Below are 23,454 nucleotides of genomic sequence, written 5' to 3'. Positions count from 1 at the left end.
TAACAGAACAATGATTTTTGTCCTCATAAGTGTTATCTGCAGCGTCACTGTAGCCGTATTATTAAAATTGGCAAAACAGTATGGCGTAGAAACAAAACAAGTGATTGTCTGGAATTATCCTATGGCGGTTGCTTTGACCTACTTTATATTACGACCTGAAATAAAAGAAATTAGCTGGGATGCCTTACCATTCCCGTTATATGCCGCACTGGCTGTGCTGTTACCGGGGATGTTTGTATTTATTGCGTTATCTATCCGTTATAGCGGTTTGGTAAAAACGGAGGTAGCCCAACGACTGTCTTTATTTATTCCCTTATTGGCGGCATTTTTTTTATTTCACGAAAAGCTACAGGGAAATAAACTATTGGGGATAGGGGGAGGTCTATTGGCGGTAATATGTTCTATCGGTTGGCGAAAATCTCTCCCTACAGTAGCCCTGTCAAATACAGGATATAAAAATAGTCTCTACCCATTGCTTGTTTTTATTGGTATGGGGATTATTGATGTTCTTTTTAAACAGGTTGCATTGCATGTGACAATACCGTACGTCAGTTCGATGTTTATTATCTTTGTCATGGCCATGCTGATTGCATTTGGTTTATTAGGCTATTTTATCTTTGTTGAAAAGCAGAACTTTTCAGGTAAAGCTGTTGTCTACGGCCTGATTTTAGGCGCTTTCAATTTTTGTAATATTTTATTTTATATGAAAGCTCATCGGGCATTACCTGAGAATCCTTCCATCGTATTTACTGGAATGAATATTGGTGTTATCTCGCTGGGTGCTTTGGTGGGTGTATTATTTTTTAAAGAAAGACTCTCATGGTTGAATTACCTGGGGATAGCTCTTTCCATTATTTCAGTTTTAATTATCGCATATCAGTGAGTTTATTTGAAGATACTTATCGAACGATCGATGCAAATTATGAGGGAATTTTTAGAGATAAAGGAAGCAAATTTATTGCCTACGCATTTCCTTTTAAATCTGAGGAGAAATTAAAAGATCTGCTACAGGAGGTGAAATCCCTACATCCAAAAGCAAGACACCACTGCTGGGCTTATCGGCTGACTCCGGATCGGAATGTATTTCGGGTAAACGATGACGGTGAGCCTTCTGGCACCGCGGGGCGTCCTATTTTAAATGCTTTGCTCTCGGCAGATATTACAAATATAATCGTCGTTGTTGTCCGCTATTTCGGTGGAACCCTTTTGGGCGTACCAGGCTTGATTAATGCTTATAAATCGGCCACACAGGATGCCTTGGATCAAGCTCAGATAATCGAGCGTACAGTTAACGATAGCTATGGGCTGACCTTCGATTATCTGAATATGAATGATATCATGCGTATTATTAAAGAGGAAGGACTGGAAATCGAAAAGCAGGAATTTGACAATAATTGCTATCTGGAATTTGAGGTACGTAAAATGCAGGTGAATCGCGTCATTGAACGTTTTTCCAAAATAGAAGGTTGTCAATTGAATTATTTAAAAACGATATGATAAACAATTCAGAACTCATTTTAAATTCAGATGGGAGTATTTACCACTTGAATTTATTGCCGGAGGATTTAGCCGATACGGTCATTACGGTAGGAGATCCGGACCGAGTGACCAAGGTGTCGAAATATTTTGACCGTATCGAGCTCAAAAAGGGGAAGCGTGAGTTTATCACCCATACCGGATATATTGGTACTAAACGGCTGAGCGTAATCTCTACAGGGATAGGTACAGATAATATTGATATTGTATTGAATGAACTAGATGCTTTGGTAAACATCGATTTTCAGCATAAGATTGTGAAAAGTAAGCTAACCTCTTTGGATATTGTGCGTATTGGTACTTCTGGTGCTGTGCAGATGGATATTGAAATGGGAAGTATACTGGCTTCGGAATATGGAGTTGGCTTTGATGCATTGATGCAGTTCTATCAAAAGCCTTACGATGAGATTGAATTGAATATCCAGCAAGCTCTAATTCGGTATTTTCCACAATTGAGTTTAAAACCTTATGTAGCAAGGGCCGGAGAGCGTCTATTAGACCGAATCGCTTTTGATCTGCCCCAGGGGATGACATTGACAGCGCCGGGATTCTATGCACCACAGGGGCGTTGTCTGCGGTCAGACAATACGATTCCAGATCTGATTCCTTTGGTAAATTCATTTAAGCATAACGATTTCCGTTTGACCAATCTGGAAATGGAAACTGCTGGTATCTATGCGCTGGCGAATATGTTTGGTCATCAGGCCTTATCCATTAATGCTATTTTGGCGAGTAGGGTAGCAGGAGAATTTTCAGCGAATCCTGAAGCGGTAGTGGAAAAAGCTATTCAACTGGTACTGGAAAGGATTTAGAAAAATCTCTCCCAGTACCAAATGCAAATTATACGACTCCTTTTCTATTGGAGTCAAATTTGAGCATGATAAAAAGCAGTATCGTGAAACTCCATAGTGAAGATCCTCCATAGCTGACAAAAGGCAATGGAATGCCGATGACAGGGATGATTCCTATGGTCATGCCGATATTGATAAACAGGTGAAAAAATAAAATGGAGGCCACACCGTAAGCGTAGATTCGGGCAAAGGCCGAGCGCTGTCGCTCCGCAATATGAATGATACGCAAGAGTAGGGTGAGATAGATTGTAATCAGTGTTACTGAACCGACAAAACCCCATTCTTCCCCTACCGTACAGAAGATGAAATCTGTACTCTGTTCGGGAACAAAATTATACTTGGTTTGTGTACCCTGTAAATATCCCTTGCCCCAAAATTGGCCTGAACCAATGGCAATTTTAGACTGGTTCAAATTATAACCCTTTCCTCTGAGGTCTTCCGTTTTACCTAGAATAATGTCGATCCGATCGCGTTGATGCGGTTGTAATACGTGGTCGTAAACCAGATCCACACATAGTATAAATGCCGTACAGGCCGCGAAAAGAATGCTTAGATTAATAATGTATTTTCTCTTTTTTCGGAAGCTCCACATAAAAAATCCAATGATAGCCGCCAAGACTAAAATAAGAATCCATGGATTGAATAACAACGCTAAAACGAAAAGTAAGATGCACAGGCCACCGAAGATCAGTAATTCATTGTTCACATAACCTTCGCGGTAAAAAACAAAAATTAAGGAAAAGAACGCCAATGCAGATCCGGTGTCGGGCTGTAGCATAACCAGGAATACAGGAAATAGTACAATGCCTGCACCCATGGCCAAGGTTTGCATAGTGGGCGCTTTATTGCTCTGAGCACTTAAAAAGTTGGCCAGCAACAGACAGGTGGAGAGCTTGGCAAACTCGGATGGTTGCAACCGAAAGAAGCCTAAATCAATCCAGGCTTGATTTCCCCCTACATTTCGGCCGACAACCAAAACAATGACAAGTAAGATCGCCGTTATTCCGTAGAATATCGGTGAGGCTGAACTGAAAAATTTGGCATCTATAATCAAAATGGATATCCCTAATATAATCGCCGAAACAAGATACAAAGACTGTTTTCCATAGTTGGTGCCCAAGGTGAAAAAACCGGGCATATCTGGATTAAAAACAGCTGCACGGATATTGAATAAACCGATCAGACACAACGAAAGCCAAAGCACGATTGTCAGCCAGTCAATTTTTCCAAAGAAACTATTTTTTTGATTATTCATATCTTCTCTTTACCTCGCTATGGTGAACAATTGTTTCCTTTGGCTTTACCAGGGCCGCCACTTGACGTTTTGCTTTAACAGTATCTGTTTTTGATTTGATCGAATCCGCTTTCTTAACATCTTTACTTTTGGGATCTACTACTTTCTTTGGCGCAGGGAGAAAGTTTGCTTTATAGATCCGGTCCTGAATATATTTTGGTGCTGTGATGGTATCTTTTAGGTATTTCTCCACCATCATACTGGCGATCGGGCCAGCCCAAGTACCGCCATAACCAGCGTTTTCAACAAATACCGCTATAGCAATTTTAGGATTTTCCCTTGGGGCAAATGCGAAAAATACGGCGTGATTTTCACCATGTGGATTTTGTGCCGTACCTGTTTTTCCGCACATTTCAATCCCGGGAATACGATTTGACCAAGCTGTGCCTTCAGGTGTGTTTACAGCATCGCTCATTCCTTGGATCACGACAGGATAATATCGCTCATCTACACCAGCGCTTATCTTCTCTGTGAATTCCTTCTTTGCGATTTTTTGCGCACCGATACCCTTAATGAGGTGGGGTCTATAATAAAAGCCTTTATTCGCTACAATAGCCATGATATTGGCCATTTGTAATGGCGTGATACCCATTTCACCTTGTCCGATGGATAAAGAGATATTGAAGCTCGAACGCCACTTGTCATTGCCGTAACGTTTTGTATAAAATTCCGATGTAGGCAATAAACCAGCTTTCTCCCCGGGTAGATCTATCCCTAATTTGTGTCCGATTCCAAACTGTGTCACTGCATTTCGCCAGAGATCGTAGGCTTTCGGACCGGAAAGACCACGGCTATCGATCATCTTTGCATAAGTAAATCCATAGTAGGTGTTACAGGACACTGCGACAGAGCGTTGTAAGGAGGTTGAACCATGATAGTGGGTACAGCCCATCCAGCCACGTCCACCGCCATAGCTATAACCATGCGGACAGAAAAATACCGTATTACGGTCAATTACTCCAGCTTGTTGTGCCGTTAAGGCCGAAACGACTTTAAAAACAGAACCTGGAGGATACGATGCTTGAATAGGACGGTTAAAAAGAGGTTTGGTCTCATCGTTCAACAATTTCATGTAATTGTTGCCAACTTGACGGCCGACCATCAGATTCGGATTGTAACTTGGGCTACTCACATAAGCCAGGATTTCTCCTGTTGCCGGTTCAATGGCAACAATGGAACCTAACTTATTTTTCATGAGGTTTTCACCTAATATTTGAAGATCCTTGTCTAAGGAAGAAACCAAACCTTCACCGGCAACGGCCAGGGTGTCATATTTTCCCTCCATAAATATACCTTTAGGACGATTCAAGGCATCCACCATTAAATTGTTAACACCTCTTTTCCCTCGGATCAGATCTTCATACGAACGTTCAACACCACTTCTGCCGATATAGTCACCACTACGGTAAAATCCATTCGATCGTTCAATATCTTTTTCATTTACCTCGCTGACGTAGCCTAAAAATTGAGCAGCAATACTATCGGGATAACTCCGGATCGTTCTCTTTTGTACATAAAATCCGCGAAATTGATATTGATATTCCTGATACTGTGCCCAAGTCCGGACAGATAGCTGTTTTTCAAAAATTGATGCCCTGTACGGGGAGTGTGCCCTAGCTTTATCCATCCGTTTAATAAAGCCTTCTTTGTCAATCTCAATTAATTTGCAAAACAAAGCGGTATCAATTTCTTTTACCTCGCGTGGGGTTACCATCAAATCATAGACAGGTTCATTTTGTACCAATACCTTCCCCTTGCGGTCTAAAATTACACCCCTTGCAGGGTAAACAATGACCTTGCGCATGACATTGCTATTGGCCGAATGTATATAGGAATCGTCGATGATCTGTAAATAAAATAGGCGGGCGACCAAAGTCAGCGCGATGGCAACAAAGATTCCGGAAACGACGTACTTGCGAGCAAAAAAACTATTCATAGAAATAAATTTCTATCCATCGATCTACTACAACCGATCTTTCTTTTTGTAGAATAATATGCTAAATAATAGCATGATAATTACTGTAAATATACAACTTAAAACAATACTGAGCAGTGTGTATTGTATATGTTGAAAGGAGAAAGATTCCAGTAGATACAGGAAAGTATGGTGAATCAATGTACCGAAAAAGATATAGGAAAAAAACCATCTCACATTCATCAATCCCAACATTGGAGTAAGAAAAGAATCTCGTTCCTCCACTTCAAGCGTGATCTTCATAAAGAAAATGCGAAAGGCAGCCAAGGCTACACATGCGGCAGTATTGACCCCCAGCGTATCGTAGAAAGAATCTACCGTTAGTCCCGTTAGAAACGCGATCAGGTACACCAGAAAATTAGGTGTTCCCGTTGGTAGCAAGAAGACAAACAAAATATAAGGAAACGCAGCAACCAAGTTGTAATAACCGATATTTTGGAATAAAAATACCTGCATTCCAATCAGGACGATAAATCGAATAATGTTAAATATTAAAATCCTAGCCATTGTCCTTAGTCGATTCCTCCAATGTTTTTAACTCATTACTTAATAAATCCTTTACGACATATACATGCTGTAGATTGGAGAAGTTGGTGCTTAAAAGAATGCGAAGATCCAAGAATGCATCTCCGGATGAAATACCCGTTTGAATAACTGTTCCTACAAAAATGCCCTTGGGGAAGTGTCCTGAATATCCTGAGGTATAGACTTTATCGCCTTTGTTTACTTTGATGTGATTAGGGATTTCCTTCACTGTTGCGGCACGATAATCTATATTGTTACCCCAAACTAGAGAACCAAAGACCTCACTGTGGCCCAAGGTTACTGATATGCGGGTATCAGGATGTAGGAGGGACTGTACCGTAGAAAAATTCGGCGAAACGTTTAATACGATACCAACAACACCATTAGGTGCGATGACACCCATTCCTTTTTCTATCCCATCTTTACTGCCCTTATCCAAGGTAATTGTATTCGCTTTTTGATGGATACTATTGTTGATTACATTCGCAATAACAAATTGGTAACGGCCAAATTCGCTGCTATCCATAACCGGTACAGGACCAATTTTGATACTGTCAGTCGATTTGTATGCTTGGAGGTCTTTTCGTAATTGAGCGTTTTCTTTTGCTAATGCATCATTTGTCTCCCCCAGATGTAAATAGCTTTTCCAGGAGTTTACTTTAGCATATAGGCTGCCGATTACATGGTTGGAAGAGTTTAACACAGAATTGCGTTGAAACGAATTGTTGGTAATAATCAAAAATAATGAGAATCCAAAAAATAGGATAAACCAAAAGAATGCATTATATCGTCTCAGGAATAACCAAAGGTTTCTCATTTTTTATTGTGGGTATTTAATAAGCAAGCGATATAATAGTTTTGCATATTATATCGCTCTTTAATAAAATCTTGTTAATTATCGAACGTTAATTATTGCATCAAGAATTTGAATCGACCGATATTTTTAAGCGCAATACCAGTGCCTCTGACAACAGCACGAAGAGGATCTTCGGCAATATGCACTGGAAGTTTTGTTTTCGCTTGAATACGACGATCTAGACCACGTAATAATGCACCGCCACCAGTCAGGTAGATACCTGTTTGATAAATATCCGCAGATAGCTCAGGCGGTGTAATTTCAAGAGCTTTTAAGATGGCTTCTTCAATTTTAGAAATTGATTTATCCAAGCAATGGGCAATTTCTGTATAAGAAACCGTAATTTGTTTAGGGACACCAGTCATCAGGTCACGACCTTGAACAGCAAAATCTGCAGGTGGCTCCTGTAGCTCAGGAAGTGCCGCCCCAACTTCAATCTTAATCTTCTCTGCAGTACGTTCACCGATCATGATATTGTGCTGTCTACGGATGTATTGAACAATGTCGGAGTCAAAGTTGTCTCCTGCCACACGGATGGACTGATCACAGACGATACCGGATAGTGCGATGACAGCAATTTCTGTGGTACCACCACCAATATCGATGATCATGTTACCCATCGGTTCCTCTACGTCAATACCAATACCTACAGCAGCAGCCATTGGTTCGTGGATTAAATAAACTTCTTTGGCGCCGGCGATCTCCGCAGAATCACGTACAGCCCTTTTCTCCACCTCAGTGATACCTGATGGAATACATACTACCATACGTAAAGATGGGAAAAACCAACTCTTACCATTGTTGACCAACTTTACCATCCCTCTGATCAAATGTTCAGCAGCCGTAAAATCAGCAATTACGCCATCACGTAAAGGTCGTACCGTTTTTATATTATCGTGTGTTTTACCTTCCATTTGCATGGCCTGCCGACCAATGGCAATCACTTTGTTTGTGGTGCGGTCAAATGCAACAATAGAAGGCTCATCCACTACTACTTTGTCATTATGAATTATTAGGGTGTTCGCAGTACCCAAGTCAATCGCAACTTCTTGCGTAAACCAATTAAATAAGCCCATTTGCTAATCCTTAAGCTATTTTAAAATAATATGCAAACCTACACAAAAAAAATTAATCTTTTTGAGGTTATACATCAAAAAAAACTATATTCTGCAAGTAAATTCTATCTGGAAAAAACTGTCTTTAAATTTAACGAATATAATCTACAATTGTTACGTCTTGTGCCAACTTATTTTTTATTGAATACAATACGAAACGTGAATTAAACAATGTGTTTTTTAAATATTTGCCAACGGTATAAGTGCTGAGACTCTCTAGATAGTGGCTTTGACAACTATATAGGAAGTGACCGCCAATTTGAATGTTGGATATTTTTTTTTGATCAGCTTTCGATCGTTTTTAAAGGAGGAGAAAAAAGAAGAATGCCATTATTCTTATTGAAAATAATGGCATTCTTCTTTGATTGAAAAACAAGGCTATGCTATTTTTTTATAGCGATTTGGTCATCGGATTTATTGTATCGTTTTAGCTTGTTCTTCCGGTGTAGGCTCATCATATTTATGGAAGATTAAGCGGACACCACTGTTTTTCGTGAAAAACTTCACTGACCAGTTTACAAATGTGATCAACTTATTTCTAAATCCATAAATGGACATTAAGTGGACAAACATCCAGGTCATCCATCCAAAGAAGCCGCTGAAATGAATTTTGCCCATGTCAACGACAGCTTTATTCCGTCCGACTGTAGCCATTGATCCCTTGTCAAAATAGCTGAATTTTTCCGTAGGTTGATTAGACATGGTCTGAAGGATGTGTTTGGCTACATATCCTCCCTGTTGTTGTGCTACTGGAGCAACACCAGGTAAACCACGAGGCAGATCTTCTGTAATAAATGCAGATACGTCACCAATGGCATAAACCCCCGGCATATCAATGACACGACATTGATCATCTGTTTGTATACGGTTACCGCGTTGGATAACTTCCTTTTTGAATCCATCTGGATATTGACCTGCAACACCCGCACCCCAGATTACTGTTTTTGTTTCAATGCTTCTGCCATCTGCGAAGGTAATGGAGTTACCGTCGTATCCGGTTACCTGTACATTCAATAGCACTTCAACACCGAGATCTTTTAAATATTTCTCCGAATTTTTTGATGCTTTCTCTGAGAGATTGGCCAAAACTTTCGGTAGACCTTCCACCAGGTAAACAGACATCTCCGATTTCTTCAATTCTGGATAGTCTTTTTCGAGCACATTATTCTTAATTTCCGCAATAGCGCCAGAAAGCTCTACCCCGGTAGGACCTCCGCCCACGATCACAAAGTTCAAATTAGGCTTACGGTCTTCAGGATTAGGGATCATTACTGCTTCTTCAAGATTTTGAAGAACGTAGCTCCGAATATTAAGTGCTTCCTGGATATTTTTCATCGGCAAAGCATATTTGGTGATCTGCTGATTGCCGAAAAAATTTGTCGTTGCACCAGTGGCAACAACCAAATAATCGTAGTCGAAATCTCCAATATCAGTCTTAACAACTTTAGCCTCGTTATCGATGCTTTTGACGTCGGCAAGTCTAAAATGGAAGTTATCCTGATTTTTGAACATTTTACGCACAGGGAAGGAGATAGAGTCTGCCGAAAGAGTACCCGTAGCAACTTGGTACATTAATGGTTGAAAAGTGTGAAAGTTGTTTCTATCTAATAAGAGAACTTCAACCTCCTTATTTTTAAGCTTTTTAGCAACTTCAATTCCTCCAAATCCAGCACCAATAATGATTACTCTTGGGAATTTTCTATTTGAACTATTGCTTGGCATATTTTTAATAGTTTGTTGTAAAAATTCGTACAATCGAATTAAGCTGCAAATATCTTAAATTTTGAACCAAAAAGCTAAAAAATATTTATTTATTATGGCAATACGTTGTGAAATTTATCGTTACAAGGTCAATTCTTTTAATAAAATATTTTGTAGTGTTTTGGTTTTAAGTCTTTTATACCTTAGAAAGGCTCCAAAAAAAACTTGCACAGCTAACAAAGTCATTGTGTATTTTATACACAATGACTTTGTTATTGCAACGAACCTTTCAGCTTGATTTTCATGCCGTTGTTACTCGGATGGAGATGAAGCTGACAGGCAAGCCGGCTTTGTCCGTCAGCATCGGGTAAGGTGTCTAGCATATCCAATTCCTGATCGCTGGCTTCCGGAAGATTATTCAGTCCCTCAATGATCTGGATATGGCATGTGGCACATAGCGCCATGCCGCCGCAGGTGGCCAGGATGTCATATTCAGATGCTTTCAGAATTTCCATTAAAGACAGGTTGATATCGGTCGGAACCTCTATTGTATTTTCTGTACCGTCACGATCGACAACGGTTACTTGAATCAAATTATCTTCCATCGCTAAAATGTATTTATACCATTAACGGTTGTATATTTAAAGGTCAATTTTTGATCGGGATAAACAAACTTAAAAGCACTTTGACACATTAAGGCCGCCTCATGGTATCCGCATAGGATGAGTTTGAGCTTGCCGGGATAAGTGTTAATGTCACCAATGGCATAGATCCGTTCGACGTTTGTCGAGTAATCAAAGGTATTGACTTCAATCGCATTTTTATCAATATTTAGTCCCCAGTCGGCAATTGGACCAAGCTTGGGCGTCAGGCCATATAATGGGATAAAATAATCGGCTTCGACCGCAATTGTTTCTTTCTCTTTACTTACGGTTTCAATAGCCGTAAGGCTCCCGTTACCCTGTAGATTACTTAAATTATGGGATAAAAGTAAATTGATTTTACCTTCTTGCGCCAATTTAAAGACTTTTTCTGCGGAATCGGGTGCACCGCGAAAGGAATCGCTGCGATGAATGAGCGTAATCTGTTGGGCAATATCGGCTAAATGGTACGTCCAATCCAGTGCAGAATCACCTCCACCAGCAATAACGATCCGTTTGTCCTTGTATTTTGCAGGATCTTTTACCATATAATCCACACCCTTGCCCTCATAGAGATGTAGATTTTGAATGTCAGGCTTACGGGGTTCAAAGCAGCCCAATCCACCTGCAATGACGATTACTTGCGCATGAACTTTTGTATGGTCGCTCGTGGAGAGGATAAAGGAACCATCATCCTGCCGTTCGATATGCTCGACACGTTCCCCTAGTGTAAAGCTAGGGGCAAATGGTTTTATTTGTTCAAGTTGATTATCAATAAGCTGCTGTGCTGTGATGCTCGGGTAGCCCGGTATATCATAAATTGGTTTATGTGGATATATTTCGGATAACTGACCGCCAACCTGAGGTAAAACATCAATCAGGTGGCATCTCATTTTTAGAAGTCCAGCTTCAAATACAGCAAACAATCCTACTGGTCCAGCACCGATGATACAGATGTCAGTATTTATCATAGCTATTGTACATTTAAATTGTTGTAAATCGTGTTTAATATTCTTGTAAAATCCTCGAAATCTTTTTCGGTCAGTTTCTCCCAGGCTTTCATCCGGATTTCTGCAACGATAGGAGATAGGGATGCAACCTTAAGTTTCCCCTCTTTCGTCAAATGAAGATAGAGGCTCCGGCGGTCTGTCTCATCAATCACACGTTCGGCCAAACCTTTCTTCAGCAGAATATCTACGATGCGGGTCAATGTGGGCTGGTCTTTGCCGCATCGTTTGGCCAATTCTTTCTGCGATAACTGTTCGGTTTCGTAGAGTGCCTTTAAGACAGACCATTGATCTACTGTAATGTCAAATCCCTTTTCCGTAAAAGACGATTGTGCAAAATGTTTTACCTTCTTGGCGGTTTGATCCAAGATGAAAGAATAGCGGTCGAATTTTTCGTTTAGCATACAAATATTTAGTATGACAAATATATTTAAAATATTTAGTGTAACAAGTAATTTGAATGCAATAAAAAAGGCGTTCAAAAACTTGAACGCCTCTCTTTGGTATTTTTAATCTTATTATGGTCTTACTACTTCAGCTTTTTTTGCAGCATTACCTTCAGCTAAGTGCTTTCCTTTACGTAAATCGTATACAGAAGGCGCAGCTAGGATAATGGAAGAATAGGTACCCACAATAACACCGATTAAGATCGCGAAAGAGAATCCACGGATAACCTCACCACCAAAGATGAACAAGACCGCAAGAACGAAAACGATCGTCAATGAAGTAATAATTGTTCTGCTTAGGGTAGAGTTGATTGCGTGATTGACAACATCGCCAAGATCTTCGTTATGTGCATTCGGTTTGGATACGAACTCTCTCAAGCGGTCAAATACAACCACCGTATCATTCACCGAGTATGCGATTACTGTTAAGATGGCCGCCACAAAGTGTTGGTCAATATCCAATGAGAATGGTACAATACCATCCAATAAAGAGAATAAACCTAATAGAATAATGGCATCGTGGATGGTTGCAATAGCTGCACCCACAGAATACTCCCATTTGCGGAAACGGATTAAGATATATGCCGCTACAATAATAATGGAGAAGATTGCCGAGCTAGTTGCTCTTGATTTGATGTCAGACGCGATACTCGGTCCTACTTTTTGTGAGGACAGGATTTCATGTTTGTTGGACGCATCTACTTTAGATAGTCCCTGGTTCAATTTATCCAATACTTCTTTATCGGCCGCATCGGAAGTTTCTTCGATATGATATGTTGTTGTCACACGAAGTTGGTTTGATGCGCCAAATACTTTTACTTCAGTTGTTTTTTGGAAGATATCGTCCAAACTGGTACGTACAGCTTCCGGATCAACCGGTTTATCGTAACGAACGGTATAAGTACGTCCACCTTGGAAATCTACACCTAAACTGAAACCTTTTGTGAAAATTGAAGCAGCAGAAATTAAGACCGCTACAATAGAGATCGCATAGAATACTTTACGTTTTTGAACGAATTTGAAGTTTGCATTATGCAAGGTGTTTGCAGACCAAGGGAAAGATACTTTAATTTTGATATCTTTTTCCAGCATCCATTCAAAAATAACACGTGTTACAAGTATTGCGGTAAACAATGATGTAATAATACCAACCATCAATGTTGTTGCGAAACCTAAAATTGGGCCACTACCAAACAAGAATAGGATGATACCGATCAAGAAGGTCGTAATCTGTGAATCTAAGATAGATGGTAAAGCGTGTTTGTATCCATCGGCAACCGCCTGACGGATCGATTTTCCTAAACCGAGCTCCTCACGGATACGTTCATAGATCAGTACGTTTGCATCGACGGCGGTACCCATTGTCAATACGATACCGGCAATACCAGGTAAGGTCAGTACAGCATTGAGTGAGGCTAATACCCCCATGATAATGAATACATTCAACAATACAGCAATGTTAGCCACAATACCTGCAGTGTTGTAATACGCAATCATGAAGATCATTACCACGATAATACCGATGACCGCTGAGTTAATACCTGCATCAATTGCTGCTTGTCCCAATGTAGGACCTACGATCGCTTCTTCAACGATTTTCGCTGTAGTCGGAAGACGGCCAGCTTTCAATACGTTTGCCAAATCTTTTGTATCCTCTACCGTAAATGAGCCGGAGATTGATGAACTACCGTTTGGAATTTCACCATTAACAGAAGGAGCAGAATAAACGACATTGTCCAATACAATAGCGATTGCATCTCTATTTTGAGCCGCTTTCGCCGTAATTTTTTTCCATTCACGCGCGCCCTCACTATTCATTTGCATTCCAACAACAGGTTGGTTTTTCTCATCAAAGTTGGCATTCGCATCGGTGATGACATCACCGGTCAATACAGCACCATTATCCGGTCCTACTGCTTTGATGGCATACAAGGAAAGTTGCTCCGGTGTTTTTTGCTCTGGTTTTACAGCCCATAAAAGCTTTAAGTTGCCTGGAAGAATTGATTTTACTTCCGGACGTTGCAGATAAGCGTTTACTTTAGCGGTATCTTTCAATGAAGCGATACCGACCATAGCACCAGGCATAAGCGCCATTTGTTGATTTTCGCCCATGTAAACTGCTGGACGTAAAGCCTCAAATAATGGATTTTTCTGACCTAGATTAAGCGCTGCACTATCTTTTTTAGCTTTGTTGTCTTTTTGACCGCCAGTTAAGTTAGACAATAAATCGTCTGACTTTTTCGTTGTGTCAGCAACAGCACTGTTTGGCGTAGTGGGCGCAGCTTTTAAAGTAGTCGCTAATGTTCTGTCAATATTTTCTAATACAGGGTAAACTTCTTGATTGGTGTAAGTTTCATAGAATTCCAATTTAGCCGAACCTTGAAGTAAGTTACGAACACGGCTTTCGTCTTTTACACCCGGTAATTCGACCAAGATACGGTTTGTACCTTGCTGAATTTGGATATTTGGTGAAGCAACACCGAATTTATCAATACGGGTGCGCAGTACTTTGTACGAATTTTGAATGGCATTGTCTGCTTCTTTTTGGAGGAATGATTCAACTTTTGAATCAGAATCACCCGGTTTAATTAAAGAAGCGTTGTCTTTTGTCGAAAAGAATGTCGAAAGCGGGGTAGAAGCACCGATGGATTTGTATTCTTCCATAAACAATGCTACGACCGTTTTCGGACTAGTTTTACTCTTTACTACCGCTTGCTCCAACGCCTTGTTGAATTTTTCATCTTTTGGATTATTCGCTAGATTACGGATCAACTCATCCAATGAGATTTCCATGGTAACGTTCATACCACCTTTCAAATCCAATCCTAAAGCCAGTTCATTTGCTTTTGCTTCCCTATAGGTGTATTTCGCAAAACCTAAATTGTACACTACTTCACCTGCCATGGAGTCTAGATAGCTCTTCTCTTTCGCCAAATCTCCTTTGGCAAACTTCTCAGCATCTTGCTCCACCTTGCGGGTCACCCAAGTAAATGATAGGGAGTATAGACACGCTAATGACACCACTATCACTAAAAGTTTAATCAGCCCTTTACCTTGCATCGTCTGTTATTAATTGTATTAATTTTAATGTTAAATACTGTTTATGTAATTGATAATTAGTTCTTGTTTAATCACACTTTACCAAGAATGGCAAAGGTATAAAATTTTTGTAGAATGAAAAGCTTTATTTATGCCATTTAGGTCAAAGGCATAAAATTAGAAGAATTGCTGAAAAAAAGAAATATTTAATGGAATTATTTTACAAAAAAAAGGCCCTGTTTCAAACTGAACAGGGCCTTTTTTATCTTTTCTTAATACTATCTCAACGTATATTTAATACCGAAAGTGAAAGTTGAAGCGTCAAAATCATTACCGTGATTCAATCTCCAGTCTGGTTTCCAGTCTGCGTGAAATCCGATAGGAGCGGCAGGGATCTTAAATTCCAAACCTAATTGTGGTCTCAAACCTACAAGAGTCATATTATCACCAGCGTCGATGAATGTCAATTGAGCACCAACACCCGCATACCATCCTAGTCCGTTTACACCACGGAATGGTCTAGCATATTGATAATCCGCACCTACAGCAACTACATGGTCATCAAACATCACCTGTGCTTGACCATTGTTTGTTCCGCCAAAAGATTGCTTGTATTGAACACCCCAAAGGTCACCACCCGTTCCGTCAAAAACAACACCGATAGCGGCACGTTGTGGAGATTGAGCTTTCGCTTCTTGTGCTCCAAATGCTAATGCTGCAACAGCAGCTAATGAGAGTAATGTCTTTTTCATAATTATCTTTACTTTATATTTTCATTAATTAAAATTACTTTTCGTGTTACCGAAAGCAAATAGCTTGCCAAAAAAAAGAAGCAATCCGTTGGAAGGGAGAATTGTGTCAATTCATAATCGTTCTAATTTGTCTTAGGATTGTAATTTGTATATTTTATTTTTTAATATTGCTTATTTTTCTTAAATTTGCCTGGCAAATAGAAAACCCAATACATATTTGCCATGCAATTAGATCCACAAAAATTCGTAGCAGAAGGTCTCACTTACGATGACGTCTTATTAATTCCAGCTTATTCTGAAATTTTACCACGTGACGTCGATACGAGTACCTCCCTGACAAAAAAAATCAAATTAAATATTCCATTGGTTTCTGCAGCAATGGATACGGTAACGGGTGCTGATTTAGCAATTGCGATCGCACAAGCGGGCGGTATTGGTATGTTACATAAGAACATGACGATTGCAGAACAAGCCGCTGAAGTGCGCAAAGTCAAGCGTTCTGAGAGTGGTATGATCCAAGATCCAGTAACACTATTGGCTACAGCTACTGTTGGGGATGCCTTTAATATTATGAAGGAACATAAGATCGGGGGAATTCCAGTGGTGAATGAAAAAGGCCAATTGGTGGGTATCGTAACCAATCGTGACCTTCGTTTTCAGAAAGATATGACCCGTCCGATCAATGAGCTGATGACGAAAGATAATCTTGTCGTTGCTCCCGAAGGAACGGATTTGGTGAAAGCCGAGGAAATTCTTCAGAACGAAAAAATCGAGAAGCTTCCGGTTGTCAACAATGAAGGCATCTTGAAGGGTTTGATCACTTTTAAGGATATACAGAAATATAAGCATTATCCCAATGCTGCTAAAGATAGCCACGGTCGCCTACTAGTAGGTGCTGCAGTAGGTGTTACGCCAGATACTTTGGACAGGGTTGAAGCTTTGGTAAAAGCTGGCGTGGATGTAGTGACCATTGATACTGCGCATGGCCATTCAAAAGGTGTAATTGATAAATTGAAATTGGTGAAATCCAAATTTCCGGAACTACAGGTGATCGTTGGGAATATCGCAACAGGCGCAGCCGCAACAGCATTAGCTGAGGCTGGTGCAGATGCCGTAAAAGTAGGTATCGGGCCCGGTTCAATCTGTACAACACGTATTATCGCAGGTGTCGGCGTCCCTCAGCTTTACGCTGTGTATGAAGTTGCTAAAGCGCTTAAAGGAACAGGTGTGCCTTTGATCGCCGATGGTGGTATCAAACAAACAGGCGATATCGCGAAAGCTATCGCTGCCGGAGCAAGTACAATTATGGCTGGTTCTCTATTTGCCGGAGTAGAAGAAGCTCCCGGAGAAACAATTATTTACGAAGGCCGTAAATTTAAATCATACCGTGGTATGGGATCTATCGAAGCAATGGAAAAAGGTTCTAAAGACCGTTATTTTCAGGATGTAGAGGATGATATCAAAAAGTTGGTTCCGGAAGGTATCGTCGGACGCGTTCCTTACAAAGGTACATTGGCAGAAGTCGTCTATCAGTATATCGGTGGCTTGCGTGCTTCCATGGGCTATTGTGGTGCTGCAACGATCGAGAAGCTACAACAGGCGCAGTTTGTTCGTATTACAGGTGCTGGCTTGAGAGAGTCTCATCCACATAATATCTCTATTACGAAAGAAGCGCCAAACTATAACAGCAGAGGTTAAACATAAGTGATGCTATAAAAATCCGGCGATTTTAAATTGTCGGATTTTTTTGTGCAAAAATATTGGCTTGATTGCCTTAGTGATCGATAGGAAATTTGTACTTTTATACCCTATTCTCAGGTTTTAAAATTTAAGGAGTTAATTTGGATTATTTAGCGGGTTTAAACCCTTCACAACGAGGAGCCGTAGAGCAAACAGAAGGCCCTGTCATGATTGTTGCAGGAGCTGGTTCAGGAAAAACACGGGTGATTACGTATCGTGTCGCACATTTGATTCAAAAAGGCGTCGATCCATTCAATATCTTGGTATTGACATTTACGAATAAGGCGGCCAAAGAGATGCGCGCGCGTATCGTTTCTGTCGTAGGAAGCGAAGCGAAAAATATTTGGATGGGAACATTTCACTCCGTATTCGCAAAAATACTTCGGGTAGAAGCTGAACTGATCGGATATCCCCGAAATTTTACCATCTACGATACGGACGATACCAAAAGTTTGCTGCGTGCTATTCTAAAGGAGATGAACCTGGATGACAAATTATACAATGTCAATCATGTCTATGGCCGGATATCGCAAGCCAAGAATAATTTGATATCGCCACAGGAATACAATAAAAATGAGGCCATATTAGCCGAAGATATTTCGAATGGACGCGGGCAATTGGGACAGATTTACATGACCTATGCACAGCGCTGTTATCGCGCGGGTGCCATGGATTTTGATGATCTCCTGTTCAAAACTAATGTTTTATTGAATAAACATCCGGAGGTATTGCACAAATACCAGCATCAATTTCGTTATTTGATGGTCGATGAGTACCAGGATACCAACTTTTCGCAGTACCTAATCGTCAAACGATTAGCCGCCGTCAATGAAAACATCTGTGTTGTTGGTGATGACGCGCAGTCAATATATGCCTTCCGGGGTGCCAATATCCAGAATATTTTGAATTTCCAGAAAGATTATCCGGATGTCAAGATCTTTAAACTGGAGCAGAATTATAGATCCACCAAAATGATTGTCAATGCGGCAAATTCGGTGATCGCCAATAACCAGAACCAGCTGGAAAAGAATGTTTTTTCGGATAATGAAGAAGGTGAGAAAATTAAGGTTTCACGTGCTTTCTCTGATAATGAAGAGGGGAAAATTGTTGCAGATCAGATTATTGAAGAGAAATCGCTGAAAGGACTTAATTACAAAGATTTTGCTATTCTTTATCGGACTAATGCCCAATCAAGGGCGATGGAGGAGGCCTTGCGCAAGATCAATATACCTTATAAAATCTATGGCGGCACGTCTTTCTACCAACGGAAAGAAATTAAAGATCTGATCGCTTATTTCCGTCTTACCTTCAATCCCAATGATGAGGAAGCATTGAAACGTGTTATTAACTACCCTCGTCGGGGAATAGGAGATACAACGATTGAGAAGATTATGATCGCTGCCGATCAGAACCAATATCGCATTTGGGATGTGGTGGCTAATGCCGCACATTTCTTGGATGGTCGTAGCGCGACTTCTGTGGGTGGTTTCGCGCAAATGGTACAAAGTTTTCAGGCCTTGGCTAAAAATAACAATGCGTTTGATACTGCGATGCATATTGCACAGCACTGTGGTATCTTGAAAGAACTTTATGAGGATAAGTCGGTAGAGGGGTTAGCGCGTTATGAAAACATTCAGGAGCTACTCAATGGTATCAAAGAGTTTTCGGAACGGGAAGATATTGAAGACCGTGGTCTTGATATATACATGCAGGACATCGCTTTATTGACTAACGATGACAACGATAAAGATCCGAATGCAGATACTGTTTCTTTGATGACTATACACTCTTCTAAAGGACTTGAATTTCCTGTTGTTTTTATTGTAGGCTTGGAAGAAAACCTGTTTCCGTCTCAGTTGTCATTGAATTCCAGGACGGAATTGGAAGAAGAACGAAGACTTTTTTACGTTGCTGTTACCAGAGCTGAAAAAAAATTACTACTTTCGTATGCTACTTCGCGATATCGTTGGGGAACGTTGAATAATTGCGAACCCAGTCGTTTTTTGGATGAATTGAATCCTGCTTGTCTTGCATTGGATTTTAAACCACGACAAACTTCCGCCTCAGCCGGGAGTTTTCAAGGCGAACGAATTGCATGGCAACAAAAGGACAGTGATGATACGTTTTCTAAACCCAAGCCTAAAGCAATGGTTAAAACAACGTCTATACTGCCCAAAGCCCACAAACCTACTGCGGGTTTTGCTCCTTCTGACACATCAAATCTTCAGGTCGGCATGGAAGTTGAACATGAACGCTTTGGATTTGGCAAAGTTGTCAATCTAGAAGGAAATAAAGGAGATATAAAAGCAACTATTTTCTTTAAAGAGTTGGGACAGAAACAATTGTTGCTTAAATTTGCAAAACTTAGAATAATTCAATAATAAAATACCAAAACGAGATCTTAACCGTTTAATAGGTACTTATATTAGCTATATGAACTTTGACTACAACAGCACCAGGCCAAAATTGATCCTTGCAGAATATGGCCGCAATGTGCAAAATATGGTAGATTACATCTGTACTTTACCCACAAAGGAAGAAAGAAATAAACATGCCCAAATCGTGATCGACATGATGGGGGTGTTGAATCCACACTTAAGAGACGTTTCAGATTTTAAGCATAAACTTTGGGATCACCTACAGATTATCTCGGATTTTAAGCTTGATATTGACTCACCATATCCAATCGCCACTGCAAAAAGTGTGAAACATGAGGTTGAACACTTGGGCTATCCGCAGCATTCTATCAAATTCAAACACTATGGATTTACAGTGGAGAAAATGATTGATAAGGCCTTGAAAGTGACCGATGAGCCTAAACGCGAGCAGATGGTTATTGGTATCGCCAATTTTATGAAAATGGCCTATGTCACCTGGAACAAAGATTCCGTATCCGATGAATTGATTATCCAGGATTTGAAGGAATTGTCTGGTTACCAATTGACTTTACCCGAAGGTACGGTATTGACTAAACTTGATTTTAAAACTCCGCCTCCAGGAAACCGTGTCAAAGGTCCTACAACAGGCAATTCAAGTGGAAACAACAATAATAGCAACAGCAACAATAACAACTCTTCAGGTTATCAGTCGAAAGGCGGCGGTGGTAGTGGCAAGCCTCGTATGTCAAATAACAATAACAACATGAAGCGGAATAATTTTGGTGGCAGCAATAACAATAACAACAACAATAGAAATAGAAAACCTCAGAATAATTACAATAATAATAAAAGAGGCTAGTTCTTTAAGTTTTTAATTTATAAGAAGCAGGCAATTGCGAAGTGATTCATATATTTCTTTACAATTGCCTTCTTTATTTATGGAATAGATTTGTTTATCAGTTCCTACCAATGGGAGCTGACTGATCTAAATCTGAGCATTGGAAAATTCCATAAACTTTTTTCAATACAATTTTATTGATTTTAAGGGGCCCGAACTGTCATTTAGCGACATCAGAAAACTAAATTATACACCGGGTTTTGTTGTAATAAGAAGATATCAGTTATATAAATGAATGCATTTGAAATAATCGGTGGAAAACCGTTAAAGGGAGAGATTATTCCACAGGGAGCAAAAAACGAAGCTTTACAGATACTGTCAGCAGTTTTACTGACTGAAGAACCTATGACCATCAGTAATATTCCAGATATTAAAGATGTCAATAAGTTAATCGATCTGTTGGCCGCATTGGGTGTTAAAATTGATCGTATAGATAAGGATACTTACGTTTTTGAAGCGAAAGACATTAATATAGATTATTTCCAATCGTCTGAGTTTAAGGAGAAGGGTGGGGGCTTACGTGGTTCGATTATGATTGTAGGACCATTATTGGCTCGCTTTGGCAAAGCTGCCATTCCAAAACCGGGAGGTGATAAAATCGGGCGTAGACGTCTCGATACACACTTTCTGGGTTTTGAAAAACTAGGGGCCAAATTTGTCTACGACGCATCCACACACTTCTTTAATGTAGATGCTACCGAACTAAAAGGTAATTATATTTTATTGGACGAAGCGTCCGTAACCGGTACCGCAAATATAGTTATGGCTGCCGTATTGGCCAAAGGAACAACAACGATTTACAATGCGGCCTGTGAGCCTTATTTGCAGCAGTTATGCAAAATGTTAAATCGTATGGGCGCTAAGATATCGGGTATTGGATCTAATTTATTAACCATTGAGGGGGTAGAACGCCTCGATGGAACATCACACCGGATGTTGCCTGATATGATTGAGATCGGCTCCTTTATCGGTTTGGCCGCAATGACGGGATCTGAAATCACCATTAAAGATGTTTGTTTTCAGGAATTGGGTGTGATACCATCTGTGTTCTCACGTTTGGGAATACAATTTGAATTGAGAGGGGATGATATCTTTATTCCGGCACAGGATTCTTACGAAATTGATACTTTTATAGATGGTTCCATTCTGACCATCTCGGATGCACCATGGCCCGGATTTACACCGGATCTCCTGAGCATTATTCTTGTGGTCGCCACGCAGGCGAAAGGGAATGTATTAATTCACCAAAAGATGTTTGAAAGCAGATTGTTCTTCGTCGACAAATTAATAGATATGGGCGCACAGATTATTTTGTGTGATCCGCACCGCGCGACAGTAATCGGAATGAATAAATCCCATTCTTTGAGAGGTATCGAAATGACATCTCCTGATATTCGTGCGGGGGTATCCTTATTGATCGCCGCTTTATCTGCAAAAGGAAAATCCGTAATCCACAATATCGAACAGATTGAGCGTGGATATCAAGATATCGAGGAACGCTTACGCAAACTAGGTGCAGATATCAAACGTGTGGACGTGGAACCAAAAGGTCACTAGTCAAAGTATTTGCATATAGCATCGTAAAAGATTATTGCGAAAAACTAAAAAAGCCCCGAAACTCGTTTCCGGGGCTTTTTTTATCCAGCTATCCGGATTATACCAAAGGAGCTGGTGCTTCTTCTTCAAATAAAGGAAATTCCTTGATAATGTTGTACCAAGTGATTACCTTCTTGATATCTGATGTATATACACGGGATTCATCATGGCCAGGAGCAACTTCACGGAAGAAATCCCGCAATGTAGCACCATCTGATTTCGTGTCAGGTAATGTTAAACCTTTTTCTTTAATGGTTTCGAATATATCCAATAGACGGATCTCCTCTTCGTCACCATAAATGGTGATATCCTCCAATGTTGCCATTTTTGTCGAAGATAAACTTACCACGGTCTTAATTTTTGCTTGATCAAGGGTTTCTAAAATAAAACCACCTTTGTTTTGTCCAACCAATTTGAACAATCCTGGTTTACCAGTTACAGATACTAATGCTCTTAAATTCATCTTAAATTTTTTTAAATCTCCAAGAATTAATCTTCGATTACTTCAATTGATAAAATACGGTCTCCTTGTCTGATATCGTCTACCACATCAACATTCTCGATTACCTTTCCGAAACAGGTATGGTTACGGTCTAAGTGAGCTGTATTATTGCGGCTGTGGCAAATGAAAAATTGAGAACCTCCTGTATTGCGACCAGCGTGAGCCATTGACAATACGCCCCTATCATGGTATTGGTTTTCACCAGTTAATTCACAATCGATTTTATAACCGGGACCACCTGTTCCAGGGATACCTGCTGCGCCTTCACGTGAATTTGGGCAACCACCTTGAATAACAAAATCAGGAATAACACGGTGGAAAGCCAATCCGTCGTAATAACCTGATTTAGCAAGTTTAATAAAATTTGCTACTGTATTTGGAGCATCAGCTGTGTAGAATTGCACAGTCATGTCGCCTTTTTCTGTTTTAATAATCGCTTTACTCATGTTCAAAAATTTTTATGAAATACAAAGATAATGTTTCAGAGTGAAATGCGAAGTAAATCCCAATCTGCATTTTTTTAAAATCGCGTTATTTGTCGTAATATCACCTGAAAAATAATGCGAAATATTTTATATATTTATGTTAGCTAGCCGGTTATC

20 protein-coding genes are annotated in these 23,454 nt (G+C 40.1%); 7 read left to right on the top strand and 13 right to left on the bottom strand.

From position 1 onward, the window contains the following. The first annotated feature begins 10 nt into the window (after positions 1-10). Genes HMAT_RS26255 through HMAT_RS26245 form a run of 3 tightly spaced genes read left to right on the top strand, consistent with a single transcriptional unit; the run spans position 11 to position 2,348 of the window. On the top strand, positions 11-883 hold the full coding sequence (locus HMAT_RS26255) for a transporter (RefSeq protein ID WP_104385804.1): 873 nt from the start codon (positions 11-13) through the stop codon (positions 881-883). Beyond that, positions 880-1,497: a YigZ family protein gene (locus tag HMAT_RS26250; RefSeq protein WP_104385803.1), complete on the top strand. Its 618-nt coding sequence runs from the start codon at positions 880-882 to the stop codon at positions 1,495-1,497. The genes HMAT_RS26255 and HMAT_RS26250 overlap by 4 nt, the downstream gene beginning before the upstream one ends. Beyond that, complete coding sequence (locus HMAT_RS26245; protein WP_104385802.1) at positions 1,494-2,348, top strand: nucleoside phosphorylase; 855 nt, start codon at positions 1,494-1,496, stop codon at positions 2,346-2,348. Before HMAT_RS26250 ends, HMAT_RS26245 begins: the two co-directional genes overlap by 4 nt. A gap of 28 nt (positions 2,349-2,376) precedes the next feature. Here the strand turns inward: HMAT_RS26245 and rodA are convergent, their stop codons facing one another. From rodA to HMAT_RS26190, 11 genes are all read right to left on the bottom strand, one after another. Further along, a complete protein-coding gene (rodA, locus tag HMAT_RS26240; protein ID WP_104385801.1) occupies positions 2,377-3,642 on the bottom strand; it encodes a rod shape-determining protein RodA in 1,266 nt (421 codons plus the stop codon). Next, complete coding sequence (gene mrdA / locus HMAT_RS26235) at positions 3,635-5,617, bottom strand: penicillin-binding protein 2 (RefSeq protein ID WP_104385800.1); 1,983 nt, start codon at positions 5,615-5,617, stop codon at positions 3,635-3,637. The genes rodA and mrdA overlap by 8 nt, the downstream gene beginning before the upstream one ends. A 27-nt stretch (positions 5,618-5,644) precedes the next feature. Then, positions 5,645-6,163 (bottom strand): rod shape-determining protein MreD, encoded by a 519-nt coding sequence (locus HMAT_RS26230; protein WP_104385799.1) that lies wholly within the window; start codon positions 6,161-6,163, stop codon positions 5,645-5,647. Beyond that, positions 6,156-6,998, bottom strand: coding sequence for a rod shape-determining protein MreC (mreC, locus tag HMAT_RS26225; protein WP_104385798.1), 843 nt, complete (start codon positions 6,996-6,998; stop codon positions 6,156-6,158). The genes HMAT_RS26230 and mreC overlap by 8 nt, the downstream gene beginning before the upstream one ends. A gap of 92 nt (positions 6,999-7,090) precedes the next feature. Further along, a complete protein-coding gene (locus HMAT_RS26220) occupies positions 7,091-8,113 on the bottom strand; it encodes a rod shape-determining protein (RefSeq protein ID WP_028071379.1) in 1,023 nt (340 codons plus the stop codon). 453 nt (positions 8,114-8,566) lie between these two features. Then, positions 8,567-9,874 (bottom strand): NAD(P)/FAD-dependent oxidoreductase, encoded by a 1,308-nt coding sequence (locus tag HMAT_RS26215; RefSeq protein ID WP_104385797.1) that lies wholly within the window; start codon positions 9,872-9,874, stop codon positions 8,567-8,569. A 251-nt stretch (positions 9,875-10,125) separates the two neighbouring features. Further along, complete coding sequence (locus HMAT_RS26210; protein ID WP_371412065.1) at positions 10,126-10,446, bottom strand: 2Fe-2S iron-sulfur cluster-binding protein; 321 nt, start codon at positions 10,444-10,446, stop codon at positions 10,126-10,128. Positions 10,447-10,460: 14 nt separating this feature from the next. Then, on the bottom strand, positions 10,461-11,465 hold the full coding sequence (locus tag HMAT_RS26205) for an NAD(P)/FAD-dependent oxidoreductase (protein ID WP_104385795.1): 1,005 nt from the start codon (positions 11,463-11,465) through the stop codon (positions 10,461-10,463). Between the two features lie 2 nt (positions 11,466-11,467). Beyond that, on the bottom strand, positions 11,468-11,905 hold the full coding sequence (locus HMAT_RS26200; protein ID WP_104385794.1) for a MarR family winged helix-turn-helix transcriptional regulator: 438 nt from the start codon (positions 11,903-11,905) through the stop codon (positions 11,468-11,470). Positions 11,906-12,019: 114 nt separating this feature from the next. Next, the gene (gene secDF, locus HMAT_RS26195; RefSeq protein WP_104385793.1) at positions 12,020-15,007 is read right to left on the bottom strand and encodes a protein translocase subunit SecDF; all 2,988 of its coding nucleotides are present in this window, start codon (positions 15,005-15,007) and stop codon (positions 12,020-12,022) included. A gap of 257 nt (positions 15,008-15,264) precedes the next feature. Beyond that, on the bottom strand, positions 15,265-15,738 hold the full coding sequence (locus tag HMAT_RS26190; protein ID WP_104385792.1) for a hypothetical protein: 474 nt from the start codon (positions 15,736-15,738) through the stop codon (positions 15,265-15,267). Between the two features lie 222 nt (positions 15,739-15,960). Between HMAT_RS26190 and guaB the strand changes: the two genes are divergently transcribed. The 4 genes from guaB (at position 15,961) to murA (ending at position 22,311) form a co-directional block, all read left to right on the top strand. Next, positions 15,961-17,436 carry an IMP dehydrogenase gene (guaB, locus tag HMAT_RS26185; RefSeq protein ID WP_104385791.1) on the top strand — a complete coding sequence of 492 codons (1,476 nt, stop codon included), beginning with the start codon at positions 15,961-15,963 and terminating at the stop codon, positions 17,434-17,436. 143 nt (positions 17,437-17,579) lie between these two features. Further along, a complete protein-coding gene (locus tag HMAT_RS26180) occupies positions 17,580-19,859 on the top strand; it encodes an ATP-dependent helicase (protein WP_104385790.1) in 2,280 nt (759 codons plus the stop codon). A gap of 52 nt (positions 19,860-19,911) precedes the next feature. Next, positions 19,912-20,715 (top strand): DUF4290 domain-containing protein, encoded by an 804-nt coding sequence (locus HMAT_RS26175; protein ID WP_104385789.1) that lies wholly within the window; start codon positions 19,912-19,914, stop codon positions 20,713-20,715. A 270-nt stretch (positions 20,716-20,985) separates the two neighbouring features. Continuing rightward, entirely contained in the window at positions 20,986-22,311 is a 1,326-nt protein-coding gene (murA, locus tag HMAT_RS26170) for a UDP-N-acetylglucosamine 1-carboxyvinyltransferase (RefSeq protein WP_104385788.1), read from the top strand. A gap of 97 nt (positions 22,312-22,408) precedes the next feature. Here murA and HMAT_RS26165 read toward each other — a convergent pair whose 3' ends face one another. Next, the gene (locus HMAT_RS26165) at positions 22,409-22,813 is read right to left on the bottom strand and encodes a DUF5606 domain-containing protein (RefSeq protein ID WP_104385787.1); all 405 of its coding nucleotides are present in this window, start codon (positions 22,811-22,813) and stop codon (positions 22,409-22,411) included. A 26-nt stretch (positions 22,814-22,839) separates the two neighbouring features. Beyond that, entirely contained in the window at positions 22,840-23,298 is a 459-nt protein-coding gene (locus tag HMAT_RS26160) for a peptidylprolyl isomerase (RefSeq protein WP_104385786.1), read from the bottom strand. Between the last annotated feature and the right edge of the window lie 156 nt (positions 23,299-23,454).

Source organism: Sphingobacterium sp. HMA12 (genome assembly GCF_002933815.1).
GTDB lineage: Bacteria > Bacteroidota > Bacteroidia > Sphingobacteriales > Sphingobacteriaceae > Sphingobacterium.
The sequence above is the reverse complement of the archived record's forward strand: the minus strand, read 5'-3'. Positions and strand labels throughout refer to the sequence as shown.